The sequence below is a fragment of the Corynebacterium sp. genome (genome assembly GCF_030538285.1).
In the GTDB taxonomy this organism is placed as follows: Bacteria; Actinomycetota; Actinomycetes; order Mycobacteriales; family Mycobacteriaceae; genus Corynebacterium.
In genome coordinates this window covers 1-25,641 of the sequence record NZ_JAUNUG010000024.1, presented here as the reverse complement: position 1 = coordinate 25,641, position 25,641 = coordinate 1, and the positions used below count along the sequence as shown (strand labels likewise).

Sequence of the window (25,641 nt, the reverse complement as noted above, 5' to 3'; positions counted from 1 at the left end):
TTGCGTTCTGTGATGGATTTTGTGCGTTGAGGTGATGCGGGCAATTCTGGGACATAAAAGTGGCGTAGGCCATAGTCTGCGTCAATTATTTCCTATTGCGCAATAATCCCTGTCGTTACGCGGATGAAAGCGGTCGTATATACAGCTAGTTCGGGACTGGAGGGGGTAGAGGGGTGGTGGGTCGGGGGTGGGGTCGCAATGATTTACGTGGACCACGAACTTTCCTGCATGGGTTCCTGGCGTCTTATGGGGGGTTGGCGGGATGAAGTATTGATGTGTGCGGGGTCTCGGATTTGTTATCAAACGCGCATAAAAAGCTTTCGAGGCGGGGAATCGTTGAAGACGAAGCCGATACACGGTTATGTGAGGGGCATCACCCAGCGAGGGGGCCCTCGCTCACAACAACCCCAAAGGAGATGGCATGCCCAAGCACGTCACCGATCTGATGAACATCGAAGGCCGGCTCAGTGAGACTGAAATTGCCGTCCGCGATAGGGTCGCGGACTTCGTCGACCGTCGCGTCCGTCCAAACATTGGGAAGTGGTACGACGAGGCCGTCCTTCCTCTGGAGTTGCTGCCGGAGATGGCGGAGCTCGGACTGTTCGGCATGCACCTCGATGGCTACGGCTGTGGCGGCCACAGCTCCGTCGAGTATGGAATCGCCATGCAGGAGCTCGAGGCAGGTGACTCAGGTCTGCGTACGGTTGTCTCTGTCCAGGGCTCTTTGGCGATGTCCGCCATCCACAAGCACGGATCCGAGGAACAGAAGGGACACTGGCTGCCCAAGATGGCGTCCGGTGAGATCATCGGCTGTTTCGGACTGACCGAGCCCACCGCCGGCTCGGACCCGAGCACGATGATTACCGAGGCCACCTGGAAGGACGGCAGCTGGATTCTCAACGGCGAGAAGCGCTGGATCGGTCTGGCTACGGTCGCGGGTGTGGCCATTATCTGGGCCAAAGTCTCTGCGGAGTCTGCGCGTGCCGCTGGCATCGATGACAGTGGGAAAGGCCAGGGCCACACCGTCCGCGGCTTTATCGTCCCGACCGACACCCCCGGGTTTGAGGCGGAGGCGATCACCGGCAAGCTGTCGATGCGTGCCTCCCTCCAGTGCGACATCCGTATCCGCGACCTGCAGCTCGACGAGGATGCGCTGCTGCCCAAGAATCCCGGCCTCAAGGGGCCGTTCATGTGCCTGAATGAGGCTCGCTACGGCATCGCCTGGGGTGCGATGGGGGCAGCCCGTGACTCGATCGAGGCAGCCATTGACTACTCCGCGCAGCGTATGCAGTTCGGTAAGCCACTCAGCGCCTATCAGCTGACGCAGAAGAAGCTGGCCGACATGACCGTGGAACTCAATAAGGGGCAGCTGCTTTCCCTGGAGCTGGGACGCGCGAAGGACGAAGGCCGACTGGAGCTGCACCAGATCTCACTGGGCAAGCTCGCGAATTGTCGCGCCGCGATTGAGATTTGCCGCGAAGCCCGCACCATTCTCGGTGGTAACGGTATTACCGTCGACTACTCGCCGTTGCGCCATGCCAACAACCTCGAATCTGTCCGTACCTATGAGGGCACTGACGAGGTGCACACTCTCATCCTCGGCCAGAAGCTGACCGGTGAAGCGGCTTTCCGTTAAACCGCAGCGGGAGTTACGGGGACAAGTGTCAATGGACCGATGTGTGAGGACCAGGTCGGCGGGTGCAGAGCCCGCGGCCTGGTTCTCGCAGTTGAGGTCCCTGGGGAGGGAGGAACCAAGACCATTATGAGAAAGCTTCAGTTGTCGACGGTCTTTCTCGGCGGCTTCGTCGGGCCGTTCGCGGGACAGTCCATCGCAGTCATTCTCCCTAATGTGGCATCCACCTTCGATATCTCGCTCGAACAGGCTGCATTCACCATGTCTGTCTACTTGTTCCCGTTCGCGACCGTGATGCTGGTTTCCACCCGGTTCGTCCGTAAGTTTCGGCCCCGGAGGGTAATTCTCACCGCGTACGCGGTGACACTCCTCGGGGCGGCGGGTTGTTTGCTCGCGGATACCTGGCCGCAGTTCCTCATGGGATTCCTCCTCTTGGGGCTGGCTAACGCGTTCACGCTCCCTGTTTTCCAGGTCATGCTGCATCATCTCAGTCCTCCGGAGCGGCTCGGATCCTCGCTCGGTACTTACGCGGCGATGCAGGCGTTAGGACTATTCACAGCCCCGCTGATCTCAGGATTGGCTGCCCGGGTCGACTGGCAACTGGTGTACCTGATCGTCATCGCAGCCGGTCTGTGGATTCTCCTCATCGGAGTTCCAGATATTGCACCGCCTGCCAGCAACGAGAATAGGCAGCAAAAGATCATGTGGTGGCCCGCTGCCATTCACATGGTCACCTGCCTGATGATCGGCTTTTCCATCATCGGTATCGGCATCCTCACCGCGCTCAGCATCGGAGACCGTTTCGGCATCGATGAAGCAGGCACCGGATTGGTTGTGATGTGCGGCGGGCTCGCAGCGTTTATCTTTGCACGCACGGTTGGTGGGCTCGCTGACCGATATGGGGGCAAACGAGTCCTGACGATCAGTTGCCTGACAGGCGCTTTCGCCGTGGCGTTGCTGCCGGTGGTACCCGCCCCCTGGCTGGTTGCTTCGTGCTGGGCGCTCGCGGTCGTGTCTGCCCAGGGAATCCAGACAAGCATCAATATCGCGGTGTTGCGCGCGCCGGGTGGAAACTCGTTGATCTCCACTGTCCAGGCCTTCCGCTTCTATGGTTCTTCGTTCACACCTGTCGTGATGTTGCCGGTCTACCTTGGCGCGATGACGTGGTCATTCTGGTTGCCAGCGGCAGGGCTCATCGGTGTTCTGGCACTGCAACTTTTCAGTCCCGCTTGGAGATACTCTCGCGAATAAGCATCGAAAAGCAGGTGTCCAACCACCCACCCCCGAATTCCCAGTTCCCCTGCTCCTGGCAATTAGCTGTGCTCTAATAATTCGGGTGCGCAACATAGCTGCACATTTTCTGCTCTAGTTCCGAATGGAGTTCCTCGATGACCAACGATCCCTTCGCCCAGTATTCCCAGTCCGGCCAGCCCGGCCAGCCGGAAGCCGGTAACCAGGCTAACCAGCAGCAGTTCCAGCAGTACCCGCCCTTTCAGCAGGCACCGCAGCATGCCCCGCAGCAGCCGGGCGTCGGTGCCAGCTCGGAGAGCTTTTTCAAGGCGCTAATGGATCTGAGCTTCTCGCAGTTCATCACGGTGAAGTTCGCCAAGTACATCTACATCCTGGCGATTGCGCTGCACGTTCTGTGGGTGCTGATCATGGCGGTGACGATCTCGGTGAATCTAGAGAGCTTCTTCGCGTTCCTGGGCGCCCTCATCCTGGGCTCGATCATGGCGCTGTTTTCTCTCATCGGTGTGCGCCTGGGGCTGGAGCTGGCGGTGTCGATTATTCGCACCGCGCAGAACTCCACCCACATCGTGGAAAACACCGCGCGTTAATTACACAGAGTCGATCAACCGCGAGACGGACTCCGGGTCGGCGTCGGAAAGCATCTGTCGGCAGCGGTCGTATTCGCCGTCCTCACCGATGAGCCGGGCGGCGCGGGCCAGTGCCGCGATGGCGCGGAGCACCGCCTGATTCGGTTCGTGGGAGAACGGGACCGGGCCCCATCCCTTCCAGCCGTTGGCGCGCAGTCGGTCCAGTGAGCGGTGGTAGGCCGTGCGGGCGTGGGCGTAGGCGGTGAGCTTGGCGACATCATCAAGCGAGCCCGCAGCGAGCAGCATCTCTGCACGGGTAGCCCACACGAGGGGGCTGTCGGGGTGGGCGAAGGCGGTGTCGGCGGCAGCGGGATCCGCGTCGGCGGCCGGGTCGGCGGGGAGGTGGACGGGTGGCGGGGCCATCATGTCGTTGATCTTCATGCCCTCCGAGCCTAGTGACGTTTTCAGCACTACGGCGCGGCCTTGTTACCCTGGCTGGGTACTTTCAGCAGGGAAGAGGTGACATGCAGACGAAAACTACGGCCGCTCCGGTCCGTTCCGTGTCGTACCGCTATGACCTCGATGGGCTCCGCGGCATCGCCATTGCCTTCGTGGTGGTCTTCCACGTGTTCGTGGGCAAGGTCTCCGGCGGCGTCGATGTTTTCCTGCTGCTCAGCGGCTACTTTTTCCTCGGTTCCCAGTTGCGCTACGCGCGGCGTGACAATGCTTCCCGCAACCCCTGGTGGCCTTTCTGGCGCACTCTGCGACGCCTGTACCCGGCGCTGTTGCTCGTGCTGGGCACAACGGCTGTGGTGGCGTTTGTGTGGGTCCGCCAGCTGCGCAGGGCCGAGCTGGTCGAACAGTTCACAGCCAGCCTGCTTTACTACCAGAACTGGGAATTGGCCAGCCAGGCGGCGGATTACAACGTCGCATCCGGAACCGTCAGTCCTCTGCAGCACCTGTGGTCGATGGCGGTGCAGGGGCAGTTCTACGTGCTGGCGATTGCGGTGGCGATGCTGGTCATCTGGACCGGCCGCTCGCGCTGGGTCACGCCTTTCCTCATTGCGGTGACGCTGGCGTCCTTCGCTTATGCCTGTTGGATGTGGTGGGAGAACCAGCCGCTGAATTACTACTCCACGTGGTCGCGCATGTGGCAGCTGACTTTGGGGTCGCTGTTGGCGTTGCACGGACACCGCTTATCGACGCCCCCGCGGCTCCGCCAGGCATTCACCGTCATCGGCCTGGCCATGGTGTTGTCCACCGGTTTCCTTTTCGACGGCGCCTGGTATTTCCCCGGTGCCGCCGCGCTGTACCCGATCGGCGGCGCGGTCCTGGTCATCCTCGGTGGGGGAGTGGGGCCGGTGGCAGGCATGCTCGCACACCGCACCATGCGCTGGCTCGGCGACATCGCCTACCCCCTCTACCTGTGGCACTGGCCACTGCTGATCTTCGCCTTGGTCGTCCTGGAGGTCGGGGAGGTGTCCCTGGGCTTGGGTGTGGCCGTCATCGCGGTCTCGCTGGTGTTGGCGGATATGACGCACCGCTTCGTCGAGAAGCCGCTGCGACAGCACGCGAAACGCCCGCTGCGTGGGGAACGCCGCGTCGCCGCTGCCCTCGCCGAACTGCGCACCTCCCTGCCCGCCCGGGCACGTGCGGTCGGCGGCGGTGTGCTCGCCGCCATCCTGGTCGCCCTCCTGACCTACCAGGGCGTATGGCAGGTGCGTCTGCACAATGCCGGTGGACTGCTTCTCGACGCCCAGTACTACCCCGGGGCCCGCGCCCTGCAGGGCGCTGATGTCCCTGATCGCGCACCGCAGCCGGATGCCGGGCTCGTCCAGTCGATGCTCTCCCCGATCTGGACGGAGGAATGCATCTCGCGCTTCGGCGATGACCCGGATGTGCTGCCCGTCGATGAACGCGGCGAGAAGTGCCTTTTCGGTGACCTGACGGCGGAGCGTGACGTCTACCTGGTCGGCGGCTCGCACGCTGAACAGTGGGTCATTCCCCTCGATGCGCTGGGCAAGGAGCACGGCTTTCGGATCGTGCCGCTGGTGCGGCAGTCCTGCCCGACATTCGTCTCCGACCGGGACGGCATCTTCGAGGAAGACTGCGCCCGTTTCAACCAGGGTGTCTTGCAGCGTTTAGAGGAGGTGGATCCGCTACTCGTGGTGTCCACCACCACCCGCCCGGCTGTGGAGATCGGCGGCCGCTTCGAGGACGTGCCGGCCTCCTACCCGCCGTTCTGGCGTTTCCTCGACGACCGCGGCATCCCCTTCGCGGGCCTGCGCGACAACCCTTGGTCTACCTTCGAGGACGGTGCCGAGCTGTCAGTGCCCGTGTGCATGGTCGACCTGGATGACCCGGTGATCTGCGGTATCGACGCCGAAGAATACTACCAGGCGCAGGACCCGGCCGCCGGCTACCTGGCGGGCCTGCCGCAGGCGAAGGCTATCGACACCCGAGACTGGTTCTGCGTGGATGACCTGTGCCCGCCGGTCATCGGCAACATCTGGGTCTACCGCGACGGCAACCACCTCTCGGTTCCCTACGCGCTGTCGCTGGCGCCGCACCTGTGGGCCGAGATCGAGGAGTTCTTCTAACGAGAATCGCCCGATCACCAGAAGTCGCTGGCGTTGAGCCCGAAGGAATACAGGGCACGGCGTACCACTGGCAGGCTCAGCCCGATCACCGACGAAGGATCCCCCTCGATCCGGTCGATGAACCAGCCGCCCAAGGCCTCCAGCGTGAAAGCCCCCGCGCACTGCCACGGCTCACCAGAGGCGGCGTAGGCCGCAATATCAGCCTCGGAGGCGGCGGCGAAATGCACGGTGGTGGACGAGGTCTCCACGAACTCCTGCCCCCGGTAGCAGATCGCGTGGCCGGTCAACAGCTCGGCCACTTTCCCAGCCTGTGCATGCCAGCGGCGCACGGTTTCTTCGGGGGTGTGGGGTTTGCCCTGGAGGTGGCCGTCGAGAAGCAGCATGGAATCGCCGCCGATAACCACATCGTCGTGGAACTGATTGGCGACAGCGTGCGCTTTAGCGCGCGCCAACGTGGCCACCGCCTGCTGCGGTGAGCCGTCGGTGGCGGCCAGCAGGGCGTCCTCATCGACGTCCGCCGGCTGGATGACGGGGTCGACGCCCGCGTTGCGCAGGATCATCCGCCGCGACGGCGAGGCCGACGCTAAAACGATCCGCATCAGTAGTAGGTGACGTTGCGGAATGCGTTCGGGTTGTACAGGGTGGTGCGCTGCAGGCGATCCTCGGGGCGGCCCCACATGTTGCGCTCGCCGGATTCCTCCTCCGGGCGCTTCTTGGCCAGGGCGGTGAGAACAGCGGTGAGGGCGGCGAGCTCAGTGGCATCCGGATTGCCCTTGATCACACGGAACAGCGGCTTGTCTTTGAGGGTGGTAGTCACTTGTCGGCTCCTTCTACAGGGGAATGTTGCCGTGCTTTTTCGGCGGGGTCTGGATCACCTTGCGGTCCAGCAGGCGCAGACCCTCGATGAGCTGCGGACGGGTGGTCGAGGGCTCAATGACCGCGTCCACCAGGCTGCGCTCGGCGGCGAGGTAGGGGTTGATGTAATTATTGGTATAAGCCTGCTCGTCGATCTTCCCGTCGAGTGCAGCTACCGCGGCGGGGGCCTCGGTGACGGCGATCTCGGCGGTGGGCCACGCGAACACGAGGTCAGCGCCCAGGTCCTTCGAACCCATGAGGACATAGGACGGGCCGATGGCTTTGCGCACGATCACCGTGATCTTGCCGACACCCGCCTCCGCATAAGCGTAAGCCAACTTGGCACCCCGGCGCAGCACACCAGCGTGCTCCTCATCCTGGGAGGGGAGGAAACCGGGGGAGTCGACGAACTCGATGATCGGCAGGTTGAAGGCGTCGCAAGTGCGGATGAAACGCGCGGCCTTCTCCGCGGCGGCGGCATCGAGGCAACCCGCCAGCTCGGAAGGTTGGTTGGCCACGATGCCCACGGCCCGGCCCTCGACGCGGGCGAATGCGGTGACGATGTTGGCCGCGTAGTGCGCCTGCAGCTCCAGGAATTCGCCATTATCGACGACCCGTCGCACCACGTCGCGGACATCGTAGACGTGGGCGTCAGCATCCGGGATGAAAGAATCCAGCTCACGGTCTGAGTCGCTGAGCTCGAGGGAGGTCTCCGTCTCCAGGCGCGGGGCCTCAGCGCGGTTGTTCGCCGGCAGATGCCCGACGACATCCTTGACCAGCGTGAGAGCCTCCAGGTCGGTGGAGGCTGCCAGGTGGGCAGTACCCGAGGTAGTGGCGTGGATCGACGCCGACCCCAGGGACTCCGGGCTGGCGGCCTGGCCGGTGACCTTCTCCACGACGTCTGCCGCGGCCAGGTGCAGGGCGGCATCCTCCACCATGATGATCACGTCGGCGAACACCGGCGCCAGGCCGTGCAGGCCCGCGGTGTGGCCGGCGACGACGGAGATCTGCGGGATGAGCCCGGAGGCAGTAGTGGTGCGCGCCAGGATCTTCGAGTACATCGACAGGGTGACGATACCCTCTGCGACGCGCGCCCCGGCGCCCTCGTGGATGCCGATGATCGGCACACCGGTCTTGATCGCCAGGTCGTAGATCTTGACGATCTTCTCGCCATAGACCTCGCCCAGGGCGCCGTCGAAAACGGTGGAGTCCTGCGAGAACACGCACACCTTGCGGCCATTGATAGTGCCGTAACCGGTGACCACACCATCAGTGAGCGGGCGCTGCGCCTCCATGCCGAACTGCGTGGAGCGATGACGGGCGAGGGCATCGGTCTCGACGAAAGACGCGGCGTCGAGAAGCGCCAGAACACGCTCGCGGGCGGTGGCGCGGCCGGAGGCGTGGGTGGCCTCGACGGCGTCGGTCCCCACCGGGGCCTCGGCCTCCGCCAGGCGGGCGCGCAGGTCGGCGAGCCTTCCGGCGGTGGTCGTGAGATCAGGGGAGGTGGAAGTCATGGTCCTTTAGTCTAGACGGCGAAGCCCCGCCCGCGAAGACGAGCCGCGGGCGGGGCACACTGGGCCTGGCTTAGAGCGGGATGTTGCCGTGCTTGCGGGCCGGGCGGGAGACGTTCTTGTCCTTGTACAGGCGCAGGTTACGGGCGATCATGCCGCGGGTCTCCGAGGGGAGGATGACGGCGTCGATAAGCCCGCGCTCGGCGGCCTTGTACGGGTTGAGCATGTGGTCCTCATACTCGCGCTCGAAGGACTTGAACAGCTCGACCACGTCGAGGCCCTTGGCCTCGGCTTCCTTGAGCTCCTTGCGGTAGATGAAGCCCACGGCACCGGCGGCACCCATGACGGCGATCTGGGCGGTCGGCCACGCCAAGTTGACGTCGGCGCCCAGGCCCTTGGAACCCATGACGCAGTACGCGCCGCCGTAGGCCTTACGCATGGTGACGGTGATCTTCGGGACGGTGGCCTCGCCGTAGGCATACAGCAGCTTCGCACCGCGGCGCAGGATGCCGCCGTACTCCTGGCCGGCGCCGGGCAGGAAGCCCGGGACGTCGACAAGCAAGACGATGGGAATGTTGAAGGCATCGCAGGTGCGGATGAAGCGGGCGGCCTTCTCGGAGGAGTCGATGTCGAGGCAGCCGGCGTAGACGGACGGCTGGTTGGCGACGAAGCCGACGGACTGGCCCTCAATGCGGCCGAAGGCGATGACGACGTTCTCGGCGCGCTCGGCCTGGATCTCCAGGTACTCACCGTCGTCGGTGAGGCACTCGATGACCTCGCGGACGTCGTAGGGCTGGGTGGGGGAGTCCGGGATCATGCCGTCGAGCTTGAGGTCGTCGGCGGTGATGTTGTCGCCCACGGCGCCCTCGTCGGCGGTGAACTCCTCGTACGGCGCGACGGTGCGATTGTTCGACGGGAGGAAACCGACGAGGTCGTGGACCCAGTCGAGGGCCTCTTCGTCGGTCTTCGCGGTGAAGTGCGAGTTGCCGGCGGTGGACATGTGGGTGGAGGCGCCGCCCAGCTCCTCCTGGGTGATCTCCTCACCGGTGACGGTCTTGATCACGTCGGGGCCGGTGACGAACATCTTGGAGGTCTTGTCCACCATGACGACGAAGTCGGTGAGGGCGGGGGAGTAGGCGTTGCCGCCGGCGGAGGCGCCCATGATCACGGAGATCTGCGGGACGACGCCGGAGGCGTGGATGTTCTGGTAGAAGGTGCGGGCGATCTGGTCGAGGGAGACCGCGCCGTCCTGGATACGCGCGCCGGCGCCCTCATAGAGGCCGATGAGCGGGCGGCCGGTAGTGACGGCCAGATCCATGATCTTGATCATCTTCTCGCCGTAGACCTCGCCGAGGGCGCCACCGAAGACGGTGCCGTCCTGGGAGAAGATGCAGACCTCGCGGCCGTCGATGGTGCCCCAACCGGTGACAATGCCGTCGGTGGTCGGGCGCTTCTTGCCCATGCCGAAGTCCGTGGTGCGGTGCTTGGCCAGCATGTCGGTCTCGACGAAGGACCCCTCGTCGAGGAGGTAATCGAGGCGCTCACGCGCGGTGAGGCGCTCCTGGGAGTGCACGCGCTCGACGGCCTTCTCACCCATGGGGTAGGTGGCCTCGGCACGGCGACGCTTCAGGTCGGCGATCTTGCCGGCGGTGGTGGTGACGTCGGTCAGCTCGGACAGGTCCGTCAAAGGTGAGGAAATGGTCATGTTTTGGGAGTGTAGACCCCTTTGCTGCTAGTTTCCACAACGAAAGTGGTGTGATGCCGGTCACTTTGGGGGTTTGTGCAGGTTGTGGTTGGTTTTTTAGGCAAAACTTCGGCGTGTCGGATGTGGCGGGTGAGACTCCGGATAGGGTGGGCGACGTGAAAACCCTCGCCTCCCGCCTCCCGCAGTACACGGACGTCCGCTGGACCGATACCACCGGTTCCACCAACGCCGACCTGCTTTCCGACGCCACCGCCCCCGCCTTCACCGCCCTTGTCGCCGGAGAGCAATCCGCCGGGCGTGGCCGCCTGGGCCGGCCCTGGGCCTCCCCGGCGGGGACCCAATCCATCATGTCGGTGCTGCTCCGGCCTACTGCCGCTGAGCTCGATCGCCTGGGTGCCATTCCGCTCGCCGCTGGCCTGGCAGTACTCGACGCCGCGCGCCAGGTGGCAGGCGGCGCACCCGGTCCGGAACTGAAATGGCCCAACGACGTCCTGTGGAATGGGCAGAAGCTGTGCGGGATCCTCGCCGAGGCCACCGGCTTCCCGGAAGACCCCCGGGTGGTTGTCGGCTTGGGCGTCAACGTGTCACTGAGCCGGGAACAACTGCCGGTTCAGCACGCCACCTCGCTGGCCCTGGAAGGTGTGGAGGTCGCGGCCGAGGACATGACGGTGGCTGTTCTCAGCGCCCTGCATAAGCGCCTGCAGCAGTGGGCCCGCGGCGATCGCAGCCTCATGGACGACTACCGGGCCGAATGCATCACCATCGGCAAGTCCGTGCGGGTGGTCACCGCCAGCGGAGACGTCTTCGGCACCGTCACCGACATCGCCCCTGACGGCCGCCTCGACCTGCTCACCACCGAAGGGGAGCGGCGACTCATCGCCGCCGGAGACGTCACGCACCTGCGGCGCACGGATACCTCTTATTAAGGGGCCGGGGGTAGGATCCCCACCCATGGGACTGTTCCGACCGGTTAAAGGAGAAGTGGTGCGCGCCGACCTCACGTCGCCGCTGCGCACGCTGACCTTCCCTGTCCTGGAACTCATCCTGGTCACCGGGCTGTCGTGGATGCTCATCGGCTGGCTCGACCAGCCCGGGTCAGTGGTCGATCCGCAGGTGCGCAACGGCGTCGTCCTGGTGTGGGCGCTGCTGGCGCTGTGGCGTTTCGTGTGGCCGCTGCTGAAGTCCCGCCGCCGGCGCTTCGTGGTCACTGATCAGCGGCTGGTGGTGCGTGCCGGGGCCTTTGGGGCGCGCACTGACTCCATTCCCTTCCGGGACATCCGTTCCGTGCAGCGGCGCCGGGGAGGCATCTACCTGTCGCTCATCGGTTACCAGCGGCCCCTGTACTTCCCTGACGTGCCGCGCGCCAAGAAGGTCACCGCCATGATCGAGGAGTCCCTGGAGCCGGTGCCGCACTGGTAGTGGTGCTTCAGAGATTCCGGGCCCGCTGACTATAGTGAAGGCCGTGACTGATCCCGCAGGTAACCCGAACGCCCACGTCCCCGGCATGCCGGTCGTCGCTGTCATCGGTGACGGCCAGCTGGCCCGCATGATGCAGACGGAGGCCATCGAGCTTGGCCAGTCGATCCGCCTGCTGGCTGGCGCCCCCGATTCTTCCGCGGCGCAGGTCGCGGCTGACGTCGTCCTCGGTGACTACACCAAGCTTGATGATCTCCGCCTTGCCGTGCAGGGCGCCAGCGCGGTGACCTTCGACCACGAGCACGTGCCCACCGATCACCTGCACCAGCTGATCAGCGAGGGCGTCAACGTCCAGCCCGGCCCCGACGCCCTGGTCAACGCCCAGGACAAGCTGGTCATGCGTAAGAAGCTGCGCGAAATCGGCGCCCCGGTCCCGCCGTTTGCCGCCATCGAGTCGGTCGAGGACGCCCGCGAGTTCTCCGACGCCGTCGACGGCGCGGTGTGCCTCAAGGCCCGGCGCGGCGGTTATGACGGGCACGGTGTGTGGTTTCCTGCGTCGTCCGAATTAGAAGGACTTGTACAAGAGCTTCTCGACGCCGGCACCCCGCTCATGGCCGAGAAGAAGGTGGCGCTCGTCCGCGAACTCTCAGCCATGGTCGCCCGCCGCCCCTCCGGCGAAGTGGTGCCGTGGCCGGTCGTCGAATCCGTCCAGACCAACGGCATCTGTACCGAGGCCGTCGCCCCCGCCCCGGACCTGTCCCCGGAGCTGGCGGAGCGCGCCCAGCAGCTGGCGGTGACCATCGCCGAGGAACTCGACGTCACCGGTGCCCTGGCCGTGGAACTCTTCGAGTACCACGACGAGAACGGCCAGCCCACCATCGCAGTCAATGAGCTGGCGATGCGCCCGCACAACACCGGCCACTGGACCCAGGACGGCTGCGTGACCAGTCAGTTCGAGCAACACCTGCGCGCCGTCCTCGACTGGCCGCTCGGTTCCGTGCGCCAGACCGCCCCCGTCACCGTCATGGCGAACGTTCTCGGTGGCGATACTGACCCGGACAAGCCCATGGCCGAGCGCATGCGCGACGTTCACGCCCGCTTCCCCGAGGCCAAGATCCACATGTACGGCAAGACGTACCGGGCGGGCCGGAAGATCGGGCACGTGAACCTGGCGGGTGAGGAGCTGGAGCGCGTTCGTCGAGAAGCTCGCCTCGCCGCTGATTACCTCGTCCATGCCCGCTGGGCAGACGGCTACCTCGCTTAAGGAGAAAACATGAACCCACTCGTCGGCATCATCATGGGCTCGGATTCGGACTGGCCCACCATCGCCCCCGCCGCTGAGGCGCTCGCCGAGTTCGGCGTGCCCTTCGAGGTGGGCGTCATGTCCGCGCATCGCACCCCGGAGCGGATGCTCAGCTACGCCAAGTCCGCCCACGAGCGCGGGTTGAAGGCGATCATCGCCTGCGCCGGCGGTGCCGCCCACCTGCCGGGCATGGTTGCCGCGGCCACCCCGCTGCCGGTCATCGGCGTACCGCGCGCGCTGGCTGATCTCGATGGCCTCGACTCCCTGCTGTCGATCGTGCAGATGCCCGCCGGCGTGCCGGTGGCGACCGTGTCCATCGGTGGCGCGAAGAACGCCGGCCTGCTCGCCGTACGCATCCTCGGCGCCGGTGACCCGCAGCTGACCGAGAAGATGGCTGCCTACCAGCAGAAGATGGCCGCCGAGGTGGAGGCCAAGGACGAGCGCCTGCGTAAGAGCCTGCTCGAGGGTTAGGTCGTTGCCATGCCCCCTGCACTACAGGTATGCAGGGGGGTATGACTACTTTTGCCCTGGAGAACCCCAGCACCGGCCGGTCCGAGGAATCTTTCGAGCGTATCGACGACTCGGACCGCGACCCCATCCTCGACCGTGCCACCGCCGCGCAGCGCGAGTGGCGTGCGACAGACATCGAGGAACGTGCCGCCATCCTGCGCCGTACGGCCGACATCTACGCCGAGCGGAAAGAGGACCTGGCCGAGATCATCGGCCGGGAGATGGGCAAGTTGCGCCGCCAGGCTATCGGCGAGCTGGGCTCCGTGGAGGCGATCTACCGGTGGTATGCCGATCACGCGCACGAGCTGCTCGCCGATAAGGAGCTGCCCGCTGAGGGCAACCTGCGCACCTTCGTGCGGAAGGATCCGCTGGGTGTGGTGCTGGGCATCATGCCGTGGAACTACCCTTACTACCAGGTAGCCCGCTGGGCGGCACCGAACTTGCTGGTAGGTAACTCCCTGGTGCTCAAGCACGCCTCGCTGTGCCCGCTGTCCTCGCAGGCCTGTCAGGACATCCTGGAGGAAGCCGGATTGCCGGAGGGTGTGTTCCAGAACATTTACGCTTCCGGCTCGCAGATGGACGCGTTCGTCGCGGATAAGCGCGTGGCGGCGGTGTCGCTGACGGGCTCGGAGGATGCCGGCGGGGCTGTCGCCAAGACCGCTGGTGAGTACCTGAAGAAGTCGCTACTTGAACTCGGCGGAAATGATCCTTATGTGGTCCTCGACGATCACAACCTAGACCAGGTCCTGCGTCTCTATGTGGGGGCCCGCATGTCGAATGCCGGACAGTCGTGCACCGCGCCGAAGCGTCTCATCGTCCTCGATGATTTCTACGACCGGGCACTTGAGTACCTCACGGGCAAGATCGGTGGCCTTAAGGTCGGCGAATGGAATGAGGAGGACGTGAAGGTCGGGCCGCTGTCGTCGATAAGCGCGCGCGACGAGATCGTGGAACGCATCAAGGAAGCGGAAGCCAATGGCGACGCGAAGATCGTCGTCGGCGGCCGTGCCCTCGACCGCGACGGTGCGTACATGGAACCGACGCTGCTCACCGACATCAACCCGCGCGCCGATATCGGCCGCAACGAGGTCTTCGGCCCCGTCGCCCTGCTCTACCGCGCTTCTGATGTCGATGATGCCGTGGCCATCGCCAACGACACCGACTACGGCCTCGGCTCTTATGTCTTCGGCTCTGATTTGGAGCAGGCCCGCGCCGTCGCCTCCCGCATGGAGGCCGGCATGACCTGGATCAATGAGCCCGGGGGCGGCGCGCCGGGCGAACCCTTCGGCGGTATCGGACGCTCCGGATACGGCCGTGAGCTCGGCGAGTGGGGCGTCAACGAATTCGCCAACGAACACCTCTTCAGGGTCAGCGGGCCGATGTGATCCTCATCCTCGGCGCGCGGACGCTGCACGGCTACCCCAGCCGGATTCTCGTTGACCGGCTGCGTGCCGCCCGCCCGCTTATCGACGCCGCCCCCGGACCCGTCGTCGTTTCCGGCGACGGGGAGGCTGCCTCCATGGCGCGCTGGCTGGTCGAACACGGGGTGTCCGAAGCGCGGATCGTGAAAGAACCCCGGGCACGGTCCACCAACGAAAACCTGGAAAACGCAGCCGCGCTGTTTCCCGATGTTGCTCGCTGGACAGTCGTGACCTCTGACTTCCATGTGTGGCGCACCCGGCTGTGGGCCTGGCACTTGGGGATCCCCGTGCGCGTGGTGGGTGCCCCGACGCAGCGCCGGGACCTGCTGGTGGCGGGGCTGCGGGAGGCACTGGCGTTACCGCATTCCGCGCTGCGGATCCTGTGGCGGCGGGTGGTTGGTTCTCGGCCTCGGGTTACCCCCTAAAAAGGTTGCGCTTCATCACCTTTAAGGTTGCCGTGTTGATTTCGGCGTATGATTATCCCTATCCTTCCCACCCGGTCCGGCAATGAGGTCTCCGATGCGATTGCCCCGCCTCCTGGCACTTCCCGTATCACTGGCGGTAGCGGCCGCCACGCTCACCGTCCCGCAGCTGGCCTCCGCCGACCCCGAGATCGGCCCCGGCTGCACCATCACGTCGCGTAACAACCCCAACGTCGGCGGCTACTACTATCCGCCGCGGCTGTACACCGTGGTCAAGCCGGCCTGGGCTGCCCAGGAGACTGGTTCCTACTTCCCATGGGTGTGGCACACGAACCGCGAGTACTGGCTCGAGGACGCGGTGACGGTCATCGATCCCGGCTCCACGGACGCAACCGTGGAGACACTCCCCGTGGGGACAGTCATCCCCCACCAGGACGATGACCTCGTACCCGGGGTGCATCCGAAGAAAGTCGAGGTCACCCACACCAGCCCACTGGTGGGCAACGGTGACGGTACGTACTCGGTCGACGCCTCGGCACTGAACAATCAGGATCGGGAAGCGACGACAGTGCTGGGCTGGAAGATCTCCCAGCCCTCCAACCCCACCCTGACGACCACGGCCAACATCCGCCCACGGCCGGAGATGGACGACGACTGCCAGCTCCTTCAAGCGGCCTCGACCGGCATCCCTGTCGTGGTTCCCGCGGATTCGCAGGGCCACCCGCTGACTTTGCAGTTCCTCAACGGTGCCCCCACCGACTATGAGCGCATCGAACTGCGCGTAACTATCCCGGGACTCGGAGAGTTGGTCACGGATGCCCAATGGGAGCAGCTGTGGGAACAGCACCGCCGACCGGGTGAAACCGGTCCGGTGGAGAAGGTCGAGGCCTACCTCGACGATCAGGGGCAGGCCCACGTCAGTGTGCCCGGATGGTTGTTACGGGCGACCAGCGCCCTGTGGCTGAATTCGTGGGCGAATCCGCGCCCGGGAGAGACCGTGGAGTGGGATCTCTACCGGAATCCGGTGAACTTGCGGTCGCCGGCGTACGTCCTGCTGCAGGACACACAGGGGGCGGGGTATCTCGACGCCACGACGACGGCCGGCACGAAGGTCGATGTCGCACAGACGGGTAACCCGAACCTGTCGCCCGAAACCACGTTCACGCTGGGAGAGATCACTGATCCCACCGCCGACGGTTGGGTCTACACCGTCGACCCGGCTACGGGAACCGTGTCGGTGACTCCCCCGGAGACCGCCGCGGTCGGGGATTCACTCACCGTGCCCGTCACGGTCACCTACTTCAGCCCTGCACAGGAAGACCAGACTGCCGAGGATCTCACGGTCACGGTCACCGTGATCGGCGAACAGATACCTGAGGTGCCTCCTGTGGTTCCCGGTGAAGGTTCCACTGGTTCCTCCAGTGATCGTTGTGTATCGACGATCGCCGCAGTCGGCCTCCCCTTCGCCATCCTGTTTCCACTGGGCCTGGCCACACAGGTCAACGTCCCGGGCCTGACCCCCATGGTGGACACCCTGCGTGATTCCCTGCAGGATGCGAACAGTCAGCTGCAGCGCCAGGCCGGCGTGTTCGATCCACAGCTGGCCGCCCAGATTGAGCGCTTTACCGCCGACGGTGCCCTCGAGCGCATCGGCCTGCTCGCCGCTGGCGCGTTGGCTCTGGGCATCATCGGCGAGGCCTGCCTCAGCGAGGACGGTTCCAGCCTGTCCTCCGCTGACTGATGTCCTAGAACGAGGACATCGACGACAGGCCGAGGAGCACGGCCGCGGGATCACCACCTGACTGGTAACCGCGGCCCTCGATGCAGGCCCGCGACGCAGGCTGCACGTGGTTCTTCGAGTAGCTCAGATGGCGCAGGATTTTCCCCCGACGCTGCGTGTTGCTGGGGCTCAGGCGACCTAGTTCGGCCTCCAGCGCCCGGTCCACGCTCTGAATGTTGTTGAGCCGCTGCTGCGCCTTGGCGCGGGAGACAGTCTCATTGACCCACCGGAGGCTGATGGAGGCGCTGGTGTTCAGATCGGCGGGATCGTGAACGAAGGTGCAGTTCTGGCTATCGGTGGTCATCGTGATGGCGTTGGCAGCGGGGACCGCGGAGCCTGTGGCAATGAGGGTGGCGGTGGCGGCAATGAGAACGGACTTGCGGAGCTTCATGAGATGGATCCTTTGTAGGAGAAGTGGCTGACAAGTCTCGCGATAAAGGGACTGCATGGAGCGAAACCACTGCTTGGGGAGCGTTCCCCACGTAGTAGCGGGGCCCCTTTTCTGCCCAACGTCAGACGGCCGGGGAGCTTAGGTGCGGGGAGCTGGGGCTAACGGCGGTGGGGTGTCTGACGTTGCGCAGACGGTCGCGGGGGCGGGCTGGGACCGGGGCTGCTTTCTGCCAAACGCCAGACGGCCGGGGAACTTAGGCGCGGGGGACTGGGCCTAACGGCGGTGGGGTGTCTGACGTTGCGCAGAACCGTAGCCAAGACAATGACCCCCGCCTCACGGATGGGGCGGGGGTCGGGATGGCAGCCAGCTAGTTCCTGCGGCGGAGGCCGGCAGTCAGAGCAGCTCCGGCGGCCAGGAAGAGCAGTGCCGTGAACACCACGGGAGCGAGGTCGTTCGGTCCGGTGCGGGCCAGGCCGCGCTCCTCGGTCGGAGAATCCGGGGTTGGCCGGCCGGGAGCTCCCGGTTCAGCGGGCTGGCCCGGGACGCCCGGCGTGCCCGGTTCACCCGGCGTGCCCGGTGTCCCCGGTTCACCCGGCGTCCCCGGCACAACCGGTGTGCCCGGATCGTCCGGGTCCCCGGGCGGGGGAGTGTCGGTGGGGTTAAGTACGACGTGGTCGGAGGTGCGCATGCGCATCTCTGTGCTGTCGGCGCGGGCGACGGCGGTGTTGACGTAGCGGTCGTTGTCGCGGGCGTCGATAAGCTCGACGGTGACTACTGTCTCCAGGGACTCGCCGTATGCAATGGGGCCTGTGATGACGCGGAAGGCGGTGGCTTCCGGGGTGAAGGCGGTGGACCAGATGTCGGACGGGGTTGAGTAGCCGCCGTTGGATTCGTGGCCGGGGTCTTCGTTGAGAGTCGCGGGATCGGCGGTGGTGTAGTACACGGTGGCGTCTTCGGGGGCGATGACCTCGGTAAGTTGGAGGTCACCGTGGAAGGAGGTGCCGCGCTCATCGCCGTTGAAGGGGAGGATGTCGATGAGGTCGGTGGTGGGGGAGATGTTCGGGTCGCGGGATGAGAGGACGATGGACCAGGAGGCGGTCGTGCCGTCGATGACGCGCTCCTCGGCGTCCTTGAGCAGGGTGGTGAACCCGGAGTTGGGCACCAGGAACTGTGCGGAGTCTTCGTGGACGATGGTCTGGCTTTCGGCGGTCACGTCGTTGACCTGCACGCTGCCCGGGGTGGCGTCGCGTGGAAGCTGCGCGCGGAAGGTGAAGGAGTCTTGCTCGGCATTGGGGACTACACCTTCGAAGGTCCAGGTGAGCACCTGCCCCTCGGGGGAGTCGCCGATGGTGGGTTCCGAAGGGGCGGAGCCTGGGATGTAGGTCATCCCCTGGGGCAGGGTGTCGGTGATGATCACCTGGTCGGGGCTCGGGTTTGCCAGGTTGGATTCGAGGCCGAAAGTGACGGTGTAGGTCACCTCCTGACCGGGGCCGTACTCTTTGAGTTCAACCTCCTTGTCCACTAGTGGGGAGGAACCAACAACACGGAGGACGTCGCGGCCGGGCCCTGCGAAGGGGTACTGCAACCCCTCGGTGACGCTGCCGAAGGGCTTGACGTGCGCGGGATCGAGGGAACGGTCGTAAGTGCGGACAGCGTTCGGCCTCTCCCAGGACCAGTCGCTTCGGCCTTCTTCCAACGTGTGGGTCCACGTCCAGATGTCGGTGCCCACGGGGGTGTCGGGATGGATGGTCTGGTCGATGACCAGGTAGGCGCGGCCATCGGAGGCGGTGGACTGCTCTGCCAGTGACTTCGGGATGTGCAGCTTCACGGCCTTGACCTGCGAAAGGTCTGCTGGTGGGGTGGTGCTCCAGCCTTCCGGATTTCCGGCGGCGGGATCGTTCGGGTCGGTGATGTCACCGCAGGCGAACTCGTTCGGGTCGACGGGCACGCCGTCAAGGTTGACGAATTCTCCGGTGTAGTACCAGAGCTCACCGTCGTAGGACTCGTCGTAGTAGAGGCTGGGCTGGGCGTCGAAGTCGAGCACGACGCGAGCGGCTGCGAAGGAAGCGTGGTCGGTGTCGATGATCTTGCACACCCAGTTATCGTTTCGCTGGTTCCACAGGTAGGGAATGCGTGTGCCGCCGACGGACATGACGGTGGCCCCAGCCGGGGCACGCGAGGTGTCCGTCCAGGGGGATCCGGGGTAGGCGTCGGGATGTTGACTGGCCACAACCCAGCCGCCGGTCCAGCCGCCGCGGGTCACGGGCACACGGTTGGAGTTGTTGTCGGGGTTGTCCTGCGATTCCTGGCCTTCAACGGAAACGTAGGTGGGGGCAGATGCCTCCAGGATGACGCGCCCACCCGGCGAGCGGAAGGGGACTTCGAGTTGGATGACACCTGCGGCGATGGCATTCATGTCCACCGGTAGGGGCTGCTCGTTGGAGTCCAGGGGAGGGCCGGCGGTGTAGTCGAGGTTGGACAGTGTGAGTTGGAAAGTGGCCGGCCCGGTCTTGGTGATCTGGCAGTCCGGGAAACGGGTGGTCTGCTCTTCTGCGAAACCGGGGGCGGAGTAGGGGAAGCCGGATTGCATGCGCTCGTTGGGTACGCACGCCGGTTCGCGTAGTTCCACTTCGGGGTTGATGGCCTGTCCGAGGTGTCGGATGGTGAGTTCGTAGGTGACTGCGTCCGGGCCAGCGGAGGTGTGTTTGGCGTGGTTGATGGAGAACGGGAAATTCATGTACTGGTTGTGCGTGGTGGAGTCCGGATCCGGGCCGCCCGTGTAGGACTGTGGTCCGCCACCGTCGAACTTGGCGTCCATGGCGAAAGTGTTGAGGATCGGGATCGGCGGCAGTTCGACGGTGTGATCGCGGAAGGTGCCGGTGGCGGCGACTTGGGACCCGGCGGGGCCGTCGGCGAGGACACCGGCGAACAGACGCTCGGCGGTGCCCTCGTTGCGGGTGCCGAGGTTGCACTCGAGGGTTCGGCCATCATCCGAGACGCTAGAGAGCTTATCGACGTCGTTTCCCCACGCATCAGGCGATTCTGTCAGGCAGGTGGTGGGCAGGGCCGTGAACAGACCGTTTTCCAGGGTGATGGTGACGATGTTGTTGCTCACCGGGTTGTTGGTGGGAGCGGGGGTGTCGTCGTTGATGTCGAACTTCCACTCGGTGCCCACGACATCGAGGCCGGAGACCGCGGACTCCGGCGGGTCGATCCAGTAGCCGATGAATTCATAGGCGCGGGTGGCCGCCAGCGCGGGCGCTGCAGGCAGTACGGTGGCGGCGGTGACGCCGAGGGCGGCGACGATGCTGGCGACGGCGCGGCGTCGCGAAGCAATTCTGTGAATCATGGAACCTACCTGTGTCTTTAATTGATTTCTGCTGTCGACCTTAAGCGGTGGTGGGTGGTTGTCCACCTAGACACGCAGATAACACTCTCCCCATTAAGCACAGGGGTCTCACCTGTCTAGACATAACGGAAAGCATGGGTATCCAATCATGAAGAACCTCTCATCTGGGTTTCATGAAGCCTTCATAAGAGATTCTTAATCTCCATTGCTGTACATAATCGCAGAAATGGAGCAGGTTACATGGTCGTACACATCGTCGTGGTGCAGGTACTTACCGCCCTCGTCGCCCTCGGCGCCGTCATCTTCGCGTTCACCCCACCAGGCCGACAGCTGTTCAGTAGACGTTTCCGGGGTGGTAACCGGCTCAGACTCCTCATGATCGGGCTGGGGATCGCCGTCATCATCATGGAGATCCTGGAGATCATCTACCACCACCATCACCTCCTCGTTTTCGCAGCTGAGGTAGGCAAGCTGGCGGTGGTGCTTTTCGTGGGGCTGCTCCTGCTGCGGCAGCGCATCCTGCCCCCGGGCTCGCTGGGCCGCCCGCAGACCGTGCTCGCCATCGGTGCGCACCCCGATGACCTGGAGTTGGCCTGCTCAGGCACGCTGGTCAAGCTCGCCGATGAGGGCGCGGCTGTGCACGTCCTCGTTCTCACCGACGGTTGTCGGGGCGGTGACAGCGAATTGCGCCCCGAGGAAGCCCGCCGCGGGGCGTTGTTCATGAACGTCGCCTCCCTCACCCAGCACACGTTCACCGACACCCGTCTCGCCGAGGAAAGCGTCGAGCTGGTCGCTGCGATCGAGGAACGCATTGAAGCCCTGCGCCCCGACCTCATCCTCACCCACTCACCGAATGACCAGCACCAGGATCACCAGGCCGTACACGAGGCCACCCTTCGTGCGGCCCGTCGGCATCCCTCGATCCTGTGCTACGAATCCCCCTCGGCGACCCGAGCCTTCAACCCCTCCTTCTTCGTTGACATCAGTGACTACCTGGATGCCAAGGTGTTCGCCGTGGCCACCCATCGTGATCAGACGGGAAAGCCCTATATGCAGGGCCACAAGCTCAAGGGGATGGCTGTGTTTCGGGGGTCCCAGGCCAAAGTCGATCACGCGGAGGGTTTTGAGGTCGTCCGCCTCCTGGACCGCTCGCTGGGCGGTGCAGCATGAATATCCTGCTCACCGGTGCCGGCGGGCCCGCTGGCCAAGCCCTGCTCTCCCAACTCCTGGAACTGGACAGACATCAGGTCATCGGGGTGGATATCTCTCCGGTCAACCACCCCGCGCTCAGCCACAGTGAGATCGTCGCCCGGGCGGATGATCCGTTGATGATCGAGCAGCTCAGCGATCTCATCCGCCGCCACGACATTGACCTGCTCATCCCCACCGTGCAGGAGGAATTGCCGCTCATCGCCGCCGCCCGTTCCCGACTCTTTCCGGCCCGCGTGCTGGTGGGGAAGGAATCGGCGGTCCGCGACGCGGCCGACAAGTACCTCACCATGCTCGTCCTCGACCAGGCGGGTGTGTCCGTGCCCCGTTTCAGCCGCCCCGAAAACCACGCCTCCGTGGACACGCTGCGGGCTGCCGTCGGGGACCACGTCATCATCAAACCCCGCAATGGCAGGGGAAGCCGCGGGGTCCGCGAGCTGCACCTTGACGCGGTGGGGGAGCAGTGGGACGTCGATAAGCACATGATCGTGCAGGAATTCGCGCCCGGAAAGGAATACGCCCCGATGGTCTTCATGGGCGCGGAGCCATGGGCAGTCGTGGCCGCCAAGCGCAGCGACAGCGACTACCGGGCCGTGCAGGTCGAGCGAGTCGACGCCCCCGACGTCGCCCACCTGGCCATCGACGCCGCCCGTGCACTGCGCCTGCGCGGTCCCGTCGACGTTGATGTGCGCCGGCTTGCCGACGGCCGGCCCGTGGTCTTGGAGGTCAACGCCCGTTTCGGGGCGAACAGCTACTTGGCGCCCGAGCTGCTGAGCAGCGTGCTCACCCACGTGGAAGAACACTGGGAGGTACCGTGAGTACCCTGGCCCTTCTGCTGCTCCTGGTCCTCGGGCTGGGGGCGGTGAAACTGCTGTTTGTGCCGGCCTCCCTCATTTTCGAACTGCGCGAACGCTTCCGCCGGCCTGCGGATGTGCTGGCCCGCACACCGCTGCTCAGCGTCATCGTCCCCGGCTACAACGAGGAGACCGTGCTGGAGAACTGCGTGGCCTCGATTCTGGCTTCCGATTACCCCAACTTTGAGGTCATCCTGGTTAACGACGGGTCCACCGATAACACTGGCCCCCTCATGGCCCGCCTGGCCGCCAGCGATCCCCGGATCCTGCACATCGACAAACCCAACGGTGGCAAGGGCTCGGCACTGAACCTGGGGTTGGCAGCCGCGCGCGGCGAGTTCATCCTCTGCGTTGACTCCGACGGGATTTTCGGCCCCCGCACCATGCGGGATCTGCTCGGTGGTTTCCACCATGAGAAGGTCGGTGCGGTGGGCGGTGATGATCGTCCCGTCAACCTTGATAACCCGTTGACCTGTTTGTTGGCGCTGATCAGTCACGTGGGGACCGGGTTCATCCGCCGGGCCCTGGCCCTGTTGCACTGCATGCCCGTGGTGTCCGGCAACGTCGGTGCTTTTCGACGCTCCGCCCTCGACGTCACCGGCCCCTTCCGTACCGATTCCCTCGGCGAGGATCTGGAGCTGACCTGGAGAATGCACCGCGCCGGCTTCGATGTCGGCTTCGTCCCCCGCGCCATCGTCTACGCGGAATCCCCCTCCACTCTCAAGGGTCTGTGGCGCCAACGGGTGCGGTGGGCGCGCGGGCTCATCCAGACCACCTGGCTGCACCGTGACATGATCGCCAACCCCCGCTTCGGCATGTTCGGGCTGTTTCTCCTGTTCAACACCCTCACCATGATCGCCGTGCCTTTCATCCAGACCGGCGTGCTCATCGCCTTGCCTTTCCTGCCTGCCTGGCGTCCCGCGGACGGTGTGGCCTGGCTGGGTTATCTCGGCGTGGGCGTGGCCGTGGGTGTGCTGCTCTACTCCATTGCCCTCAACGGTGCCTGGGCGGACCTGCGGCACTTGTGGACCCTGCCAGCCTGGCCGCTGTATGCGGTGTTCGTCGGATTTACCGTCGTCCGCGCGATGTATCTGGAAATCAGTGGCGCCGAGAGGGCCTGGGGCAAACTCACCCGCACCGGCGTCATCAGTATCTCTGCACCTGGGAAGGAAGCCTCATGACCACCACCGAACCGTCCCGCCGCACCCTGCTCCGCCTCGCCGGGGCCGGGGTAGTCATCCTGGGTGGCGGGGCAATGGCCATCAACGGATTGAGGGAGGAACTCATCCCCACAACAGATAACACCCCCCGCGTGCCGCCCACGTCGGTGCCCACCCCGTCGGATGGCAGCCAACGCGCGGTCAACTACGGCATGGAATCGATAGTCCCCGTCTGGGAGCCGGGAGCATTGGACAGTTCGGGAGCCAACGCCGTGTCCCTCGCGGTGGGCCGGCCCGACTGGGTGGCAGCACCCTGGCCGGCGCACCCCGACGCCGAGGCTGCGGACGTACGTGAAAACGGCATCGATTACCTGGCAGTAGCCCTGGCAACCATCCCCACTGCCTGGGAGATCACCCTCACCATCGACGCCCTCGCACCCCGCATGCTGGCCGACACGCCGGAGCTGGCCGGGGTCAGCCCGACAGGGGATCGTTCCACGACTTTTGCCTCCGTGGCCGCACTCGACGGTGGAGCGGTCGGAGACCGTCTCGTGGAGCTCGCCCAATTCATCGCCGCCACCTACGGGCCCGACCGCATCGCGCTGACAGAGCTGATGTTCGACGACGCCACCTTCGGGGACACCGACCTCCGCCACTTCCTGGCCCACACCGGGGAGGTGGATTGGCCGCGGGACAAAGACGGCGAGATCGATGCTCAAGCGCCAGTGATAGCCACGTGGCGTTCGGAGGCTCTCGCCCGCGTCGCCGAGCGCATCGTCGCCGCGGTGGACCCTTATGCGGTGAAGGTGGACATGGATGTGCGGGCCCCGCAGGGTGATCCCGCCTCCGACCGGGCTTTGTCCGGGCATGACTATGACCTGCTGCTCACGGTAGTCGACCGCATTGTGGTGTGGAATTACCCCGGTCTGGGTGGCGCCGACGGGGCGGTGGCTTTCGGCGGGGAGGTGGCGGCACACTTGCAGGAGCGCCATCCCGGTCGCTTCGTCATGTCCACGGGACTGTGGGCCGATGATGATGCCGTGCTGCGCAGCAGCGAACTGGTCGACAGTCTGGTGGCAGCCCAACAGGGGGGCGCACCAGCGGTGTCGGTGACTCCGGCCAGCCTGCTCAGTGATTCCCACTGGGCGGCGCTGCGCCAGTTGTGGGTTCCTTAAACCGCCGGGCCCGGCGCCACAGCCACCAGGTCAGTCCCACGAGTAGGGCCGCCAAGGGGCCCGGCCATATGGCCGGTTCCGGGGCGAAGAGATTGAGCACCGCCTGCACCAGGGCCAGAAAGGCGAAGAAGCCGAGGAACCCGAGCAGTGTGTCGTACTGGAGTGTCCTGCGCCGTCCCCGCCCGGGATCCTCGACCACCTTAGGCCTTCACACCACCAGCGGTGAGGCCGGAGACGATCCGCCGCTGGAAGATGAGCACCATGATGATGAGCGGGATGGTCACCAGCGCGCCGGCCGCCATGATCGAGGCGTAGGGGTATTCGAAGGCGCTCGGCCCGGAGAAACGCGCGATGGCCACGGTGACGGGTTCGGTGGAGGTCGTCGACAGCTGGCGGGCGAGCATGAACTCATTCCATGTGGCGATGAACGCCAGGATCGCTGTGGTGAACAGCGCCGGGGCCGCCAGCGGTAGCAGGACGAGGCGGAAGGCCTGGCCGCGGGAGGCGCCGTCGACACGCGCGGCCTCCTC

Annotated in this window: 24 protein-coding genes; 15 read left to right on the top strand and 9 right to left on the bottom strand. The window is 65.2% G+C overall.

What is annotated here, in order from left to right:
- Positions 1-421: 421 nt before the first annotated feature.
- From Q4G50_RS09125 to Q4G50_RS09115, 3 genes are all read left to right on the top strand, one after another.
- Entirely contained in the window at positions 422-1,636 is a 1,215-nt protein-coding gene (locus Q4G50_RS09125; protein WP_303377349.1) for an acyl-CoA dehydrogenase family protein, read from the top strand.
- A 126-nt stretch (positions 1,637-1,762) separates the two neighbouring features.
- The gene (locus Q4G50_RS09120) at positions 1,763-2,884 is read left to right on the top strand and encodes an MFS transporter (RefSeq protein WP_303377348.1); all 1,122 of its coding nucleotides are present in this window, start codon (positions 1,763-1,765) and stop codon (positions 2,882-2,884) included.
- Positions 2,885-3,021: 137 nt separating this feature from the next.
- Positions 3,022-3,471 (top strand): DUF4282 domain-containing protein, encoded by a 450-nt coding sequence (locus Q4G50_RS09115; protein ID WP_303377347.1) that lies wholly within the window; start codon positions 3,022-3,024, stop codon positions 3,469-3,471.
- On the opposite strand, the gene Q4G50_RS09110 is transcribed toward Q4G50_RS09115, so the two are convergent.
- A complete protein-coding gene (locus Q4G50_RS09110; RefSeq protein ID WP_303377346.1) occupies positions 3,472-3,891 on the bottom strand; it encodes a DUF3151 domain-containing protein in 420 nt (139 codons plus the stop codon). It lies immediately after the preceding gene.
- Between the two features lie 83 nt (positions 3,892-3,974).
- On the opposite strand from Q4G50_RS09110, the gene Q4G50_RS09105 reads away from it, so the two are divergent.
- Positions 3,975-6,050 (top strand): acyltransferase family protein, encoded by a 2,076-nt coding sequence (locus Q4G50_RS09105; RefSeq protein ID WP_303377345.1) that lies wholly within the window; start codon positions 3,975-3,977, stop codon positions 6,048-6,050.
- Positions 6,051-6,064: 14 nt separating this feature from the next.
- Here Q4G50_RS09105 and Q4G50_RS09100 read toward each other — a convergent pair whose 3' ends face one another.
- The 4 genes from Q4G50_RS09100 to Q4G50_RS09085 all read right to left on the bottom strand — a co-directional run bounded on the left by Q4G50_RS09100 (position 6,065) and on the right by Q4G50_RS09085 (position 10,121).
- The gene (locus Q4G50_RS09100; protein ID WP_303377344.1) at positions 6,065-6,649 is read right to left on the bottom strand and encodes a nucleoside triphosphate pyrophosphatase; all 585 of its coding nucleotides are present in this window, start codon (positions 6,647-6,649) and stop codon (positions 6,065-6,067) included.
- Positions 6,649-6,867 carry an acyl-CoA carboxylase subunit epsilon gene (locus Q4G50_RS09095; RefSeq protein ID WP_303377343.1) on the bottom strand — a complete coding sequence of 73 codons (219 nt, stop codon included), beginning with the start codon at positions 6,865-6,867 and terminating at the stop codon, positions 6,649-6,651. Before Q4G50_RS09095 ends, Q4G50_RS09100 begins: the two co-directional genes overlap by 1 nt.
- Positions 6,868-6,880: 13 nt before the next feature.
- Entirely contained in the window at positions 6,881-8,419 is a 1,539-nt protein-coding gene (locus Q4G50_RS09090) for an acyl-CoA carboxylase subunit beta (RefSeq protein WP_303377342.1), read from the bottom strand.
- 70 nt (positions 8,420-8,489) lie between these two features.
- Positions 8,490-10,121, bottom strand: a complete 1,632-nt coding sequence (locus Q4G50_RS09085) for an acyl-CoA carboxylase subunit beta (RefSeq protein ID WP_303377341.1) — start codon at positions 10,119-10,121, stop codon at positions 8,490-8,492.
- Positions 10,122-10,276: 155 nt separating this feature from the next.
- Between Q4G50_RS09085 and Q4G50_RS09080 the strand changes: the two genes are divergently transcribed.
- From Q4G50_RS09080 to Q4G50_RS09050, 7 genes are all read left to right on the top strand, one after another.
- Positions 10,277-11,047 carry a biotin--[acetyl-CoA-carboxylase] ligase gene (locus tag Q4G50_RS09080; RefSeq protein ID WP_303377340.1) on the top strand — a complete coding sequence of 257 codons (771 nt, stop codon included), beginning with the start codon at positions 10,277-10,279 and terminating at the stop codon, positions 11,045-11,047.
- A gap of 25 nt (positions 11,048-11,072) precedes the next feature.
- Positions 11,073-11,540: a PH domain-containing protein gene (locus Q4G50_RS09075; protein ID WP_303377339.1), complete on the top strand. Its 468-nt coding sequence runs from the start codon at positions 11,073-11,075 to the stop codon at positions 11,538-11,540.
- Positions 11,541-11,583: 43 nt separating this feature from the next.
- Positions 11,584-12,801: a 5-(carboxyamino)imidazole ribonucleotide synthase gene (locus Q4G50_RS09070; protein WP_303377338.1), complete on the top strand. Its 1,218-nt coding sequence runs from the start codon at positions 11,584-11,586 to the stop codon at positions 12,799-12,801.
- A 9-nt stretch (positions 12,802-12,810) separates the two neighbouring features.
- Positions 12,811-13,311 (top strand): 5-(carboxyamino)imidazole ribonucleotide mutase, encoded by a 501-nt coding sequence (purE, locus tag Q4G50_RS09065; protein WP_303377337.1) that lies wholly within the window; start codon positions 12,811-12,813, stop codon positions 13,309-13,311.
- 41 nt (positions 13,312-13,352) lie between these two features.
- A complete protein-coding gene (locus tag Q4G50_RS09060) occupies positions 13,353-14,735 on the top strand; it encodes an NAD-dependent succinate-semialdehyde dehydrogenase (protein ID WP_303377336.1) in 1,383 nt (460 codons plus the stop codon).
- A complete protein-coding gene (locus tag Q4G50_RS09055; RefSeq protein WP_303377362.1) occupies positions 14,735-15,196 on the top strand; it encodes a YdcF family protein in 462 nt (153 codons plus the stop codon). The genes Q4G50_RS09060 and Q4G50_RS09055 overlap by 1 nt, the downstream gene beginning before the upstream one ends.
- A gap of 94 nt (positions 15,197-15,290) precedes the next feature.
- Complete coding sequence (locus Q4G50_RS09050; protein ID WP_303377335.1) at positions 15,291-16,934, top strand: Rib/alpha-like domain-containing protein; 1,644 nt, start codon at positions 15,291-15,293, stop codon at positions 16,932-16,934.
- Between the two features lie 4 nt (positions 16,935-16,938).
- Here Q4G50_RS09050 and Q4G50_RS09045 read toward each other — a convergent pair whose 3' ends face one another.
- Together Q4G50_RS09045 and Q4G50_RS09040 are read right to left on the bottom strand one after the other, a co-directional pair.
- Positions 16,939-17,364 carry a hypothetical protein gene (locus tag Q4G50_RS09045; RefSeq protein WP_303377334.1) on the bottom strand — a complete coding sequence of 142 codons (426 nt, stop codon included), beginning with the start codon at positions 17,362-17,364 and terminating at the stop codon, positions 16,939-16,941.
- Between the two features lie 367 nt (positions 17,365-17,731).
- Entirely contained in the window at positions 17,732-20,713 is a 2,982-nt protein-coding gene (locus tag Q4G50_RS09040) for a hypothetical protein (protein WP_303377333.1), read from the bottom strand.
- 240 nt (positions 20,714-20,953) lie between these two features.
- On the opposite strand from Q4G50_RS09040, the gene Q4G50_RS09035 reads away from it, so the two are divergent.
- From Q4G50_RS09035 to Q4G50_RS09020, 4 genes are read left to right on the top strand one after another with little or no spacing between them, the layout of a single operon-like run.
- Positions 20,954-21,883: a PIG-L deacetylase family protein gene (locus tag Q4G50_RS09035; RefSeq protein ID WP_303377332.1), complete on the top strand. Its 930-nt coding sequence runs from the start codon at positions 20,954-20,956 to the stop codon at positions 21,881-21,883.
- Positions 21,880-22,740 carry an ATP-grasp domain-containing protein gene (locus tag Q4G50_RS09030; RefSeq protein ID WP_303377331.1) on the top strand — a complete coding sequence of 287 codons (861 nt, stop codon included), beginning with the start codon at positions 21,880-21,882 and terminating at the stop codon, positions 22,738-22,740. The genes Q4G50_RS09035 and Q4G50_RS09030 overlap by 4 nt, the downstream gene beginning before the upstream one ends.
- Positions 22,737-23,957: a glycosyltransferase family 2 protein gene (locus Q4G50_RS09025; protein WP_303377330.1), complete on the top strand. Its 1,221-nt coding sequence runs from the start codon at positions 22,737-22,739 to the stop codon at positions 23,955-23,957. Before Q4G50_RS09030 ends, Q4G50_RS09025 begins: the two co-directional genes overlap by 4 nt.
- The gene (locus Q4G50_RS09020) at positions 23,954-25,111 is read left to right on the top strand and encodes a hypothetical protein (protein ID WP_303377329.1); all 1,158 of its coding nucleotides are present in this window, start codon (positions 23,954-23,956) and stop codon (positions 25,109-25,111) included. Before Q4G50_RS09025 ends, Q4G50_RS09020 begins: the two co-directional genes overlap by 4 nt.
- Here the strand turns inward: Q4G50_RS09020 and Q4G50_RS09015 are convergent.
- Together Q4G50_RS09015 and Q4G50_RS09010 are read right to left on the bottom strand one after the other, a co-directional pair.
- On the bottom strand, positions 25,065-25,310 hold the full coding sequence (locus Q4G50_RS09015; protein ID WP_303377328.1) for a hypothetical protein: 246 nt from the start codon (positions 25,308-25,310) through the stop codon (positions 25,065-25,067). The genes Q4G50_RS09020 and Q4G50_RS09015 overlap by 47 nt on opposite strands.
- Before the next feature lies 1 nt (position 25,311).
- A partial coding sequence (locus Q4G50_RS09010) for a carbohydrate ABC transporter permease (protein ID WP_303377327.1) occupies positions 25,312-25,641 on the bottom strand: 330 nt, incomplete at its 5' end.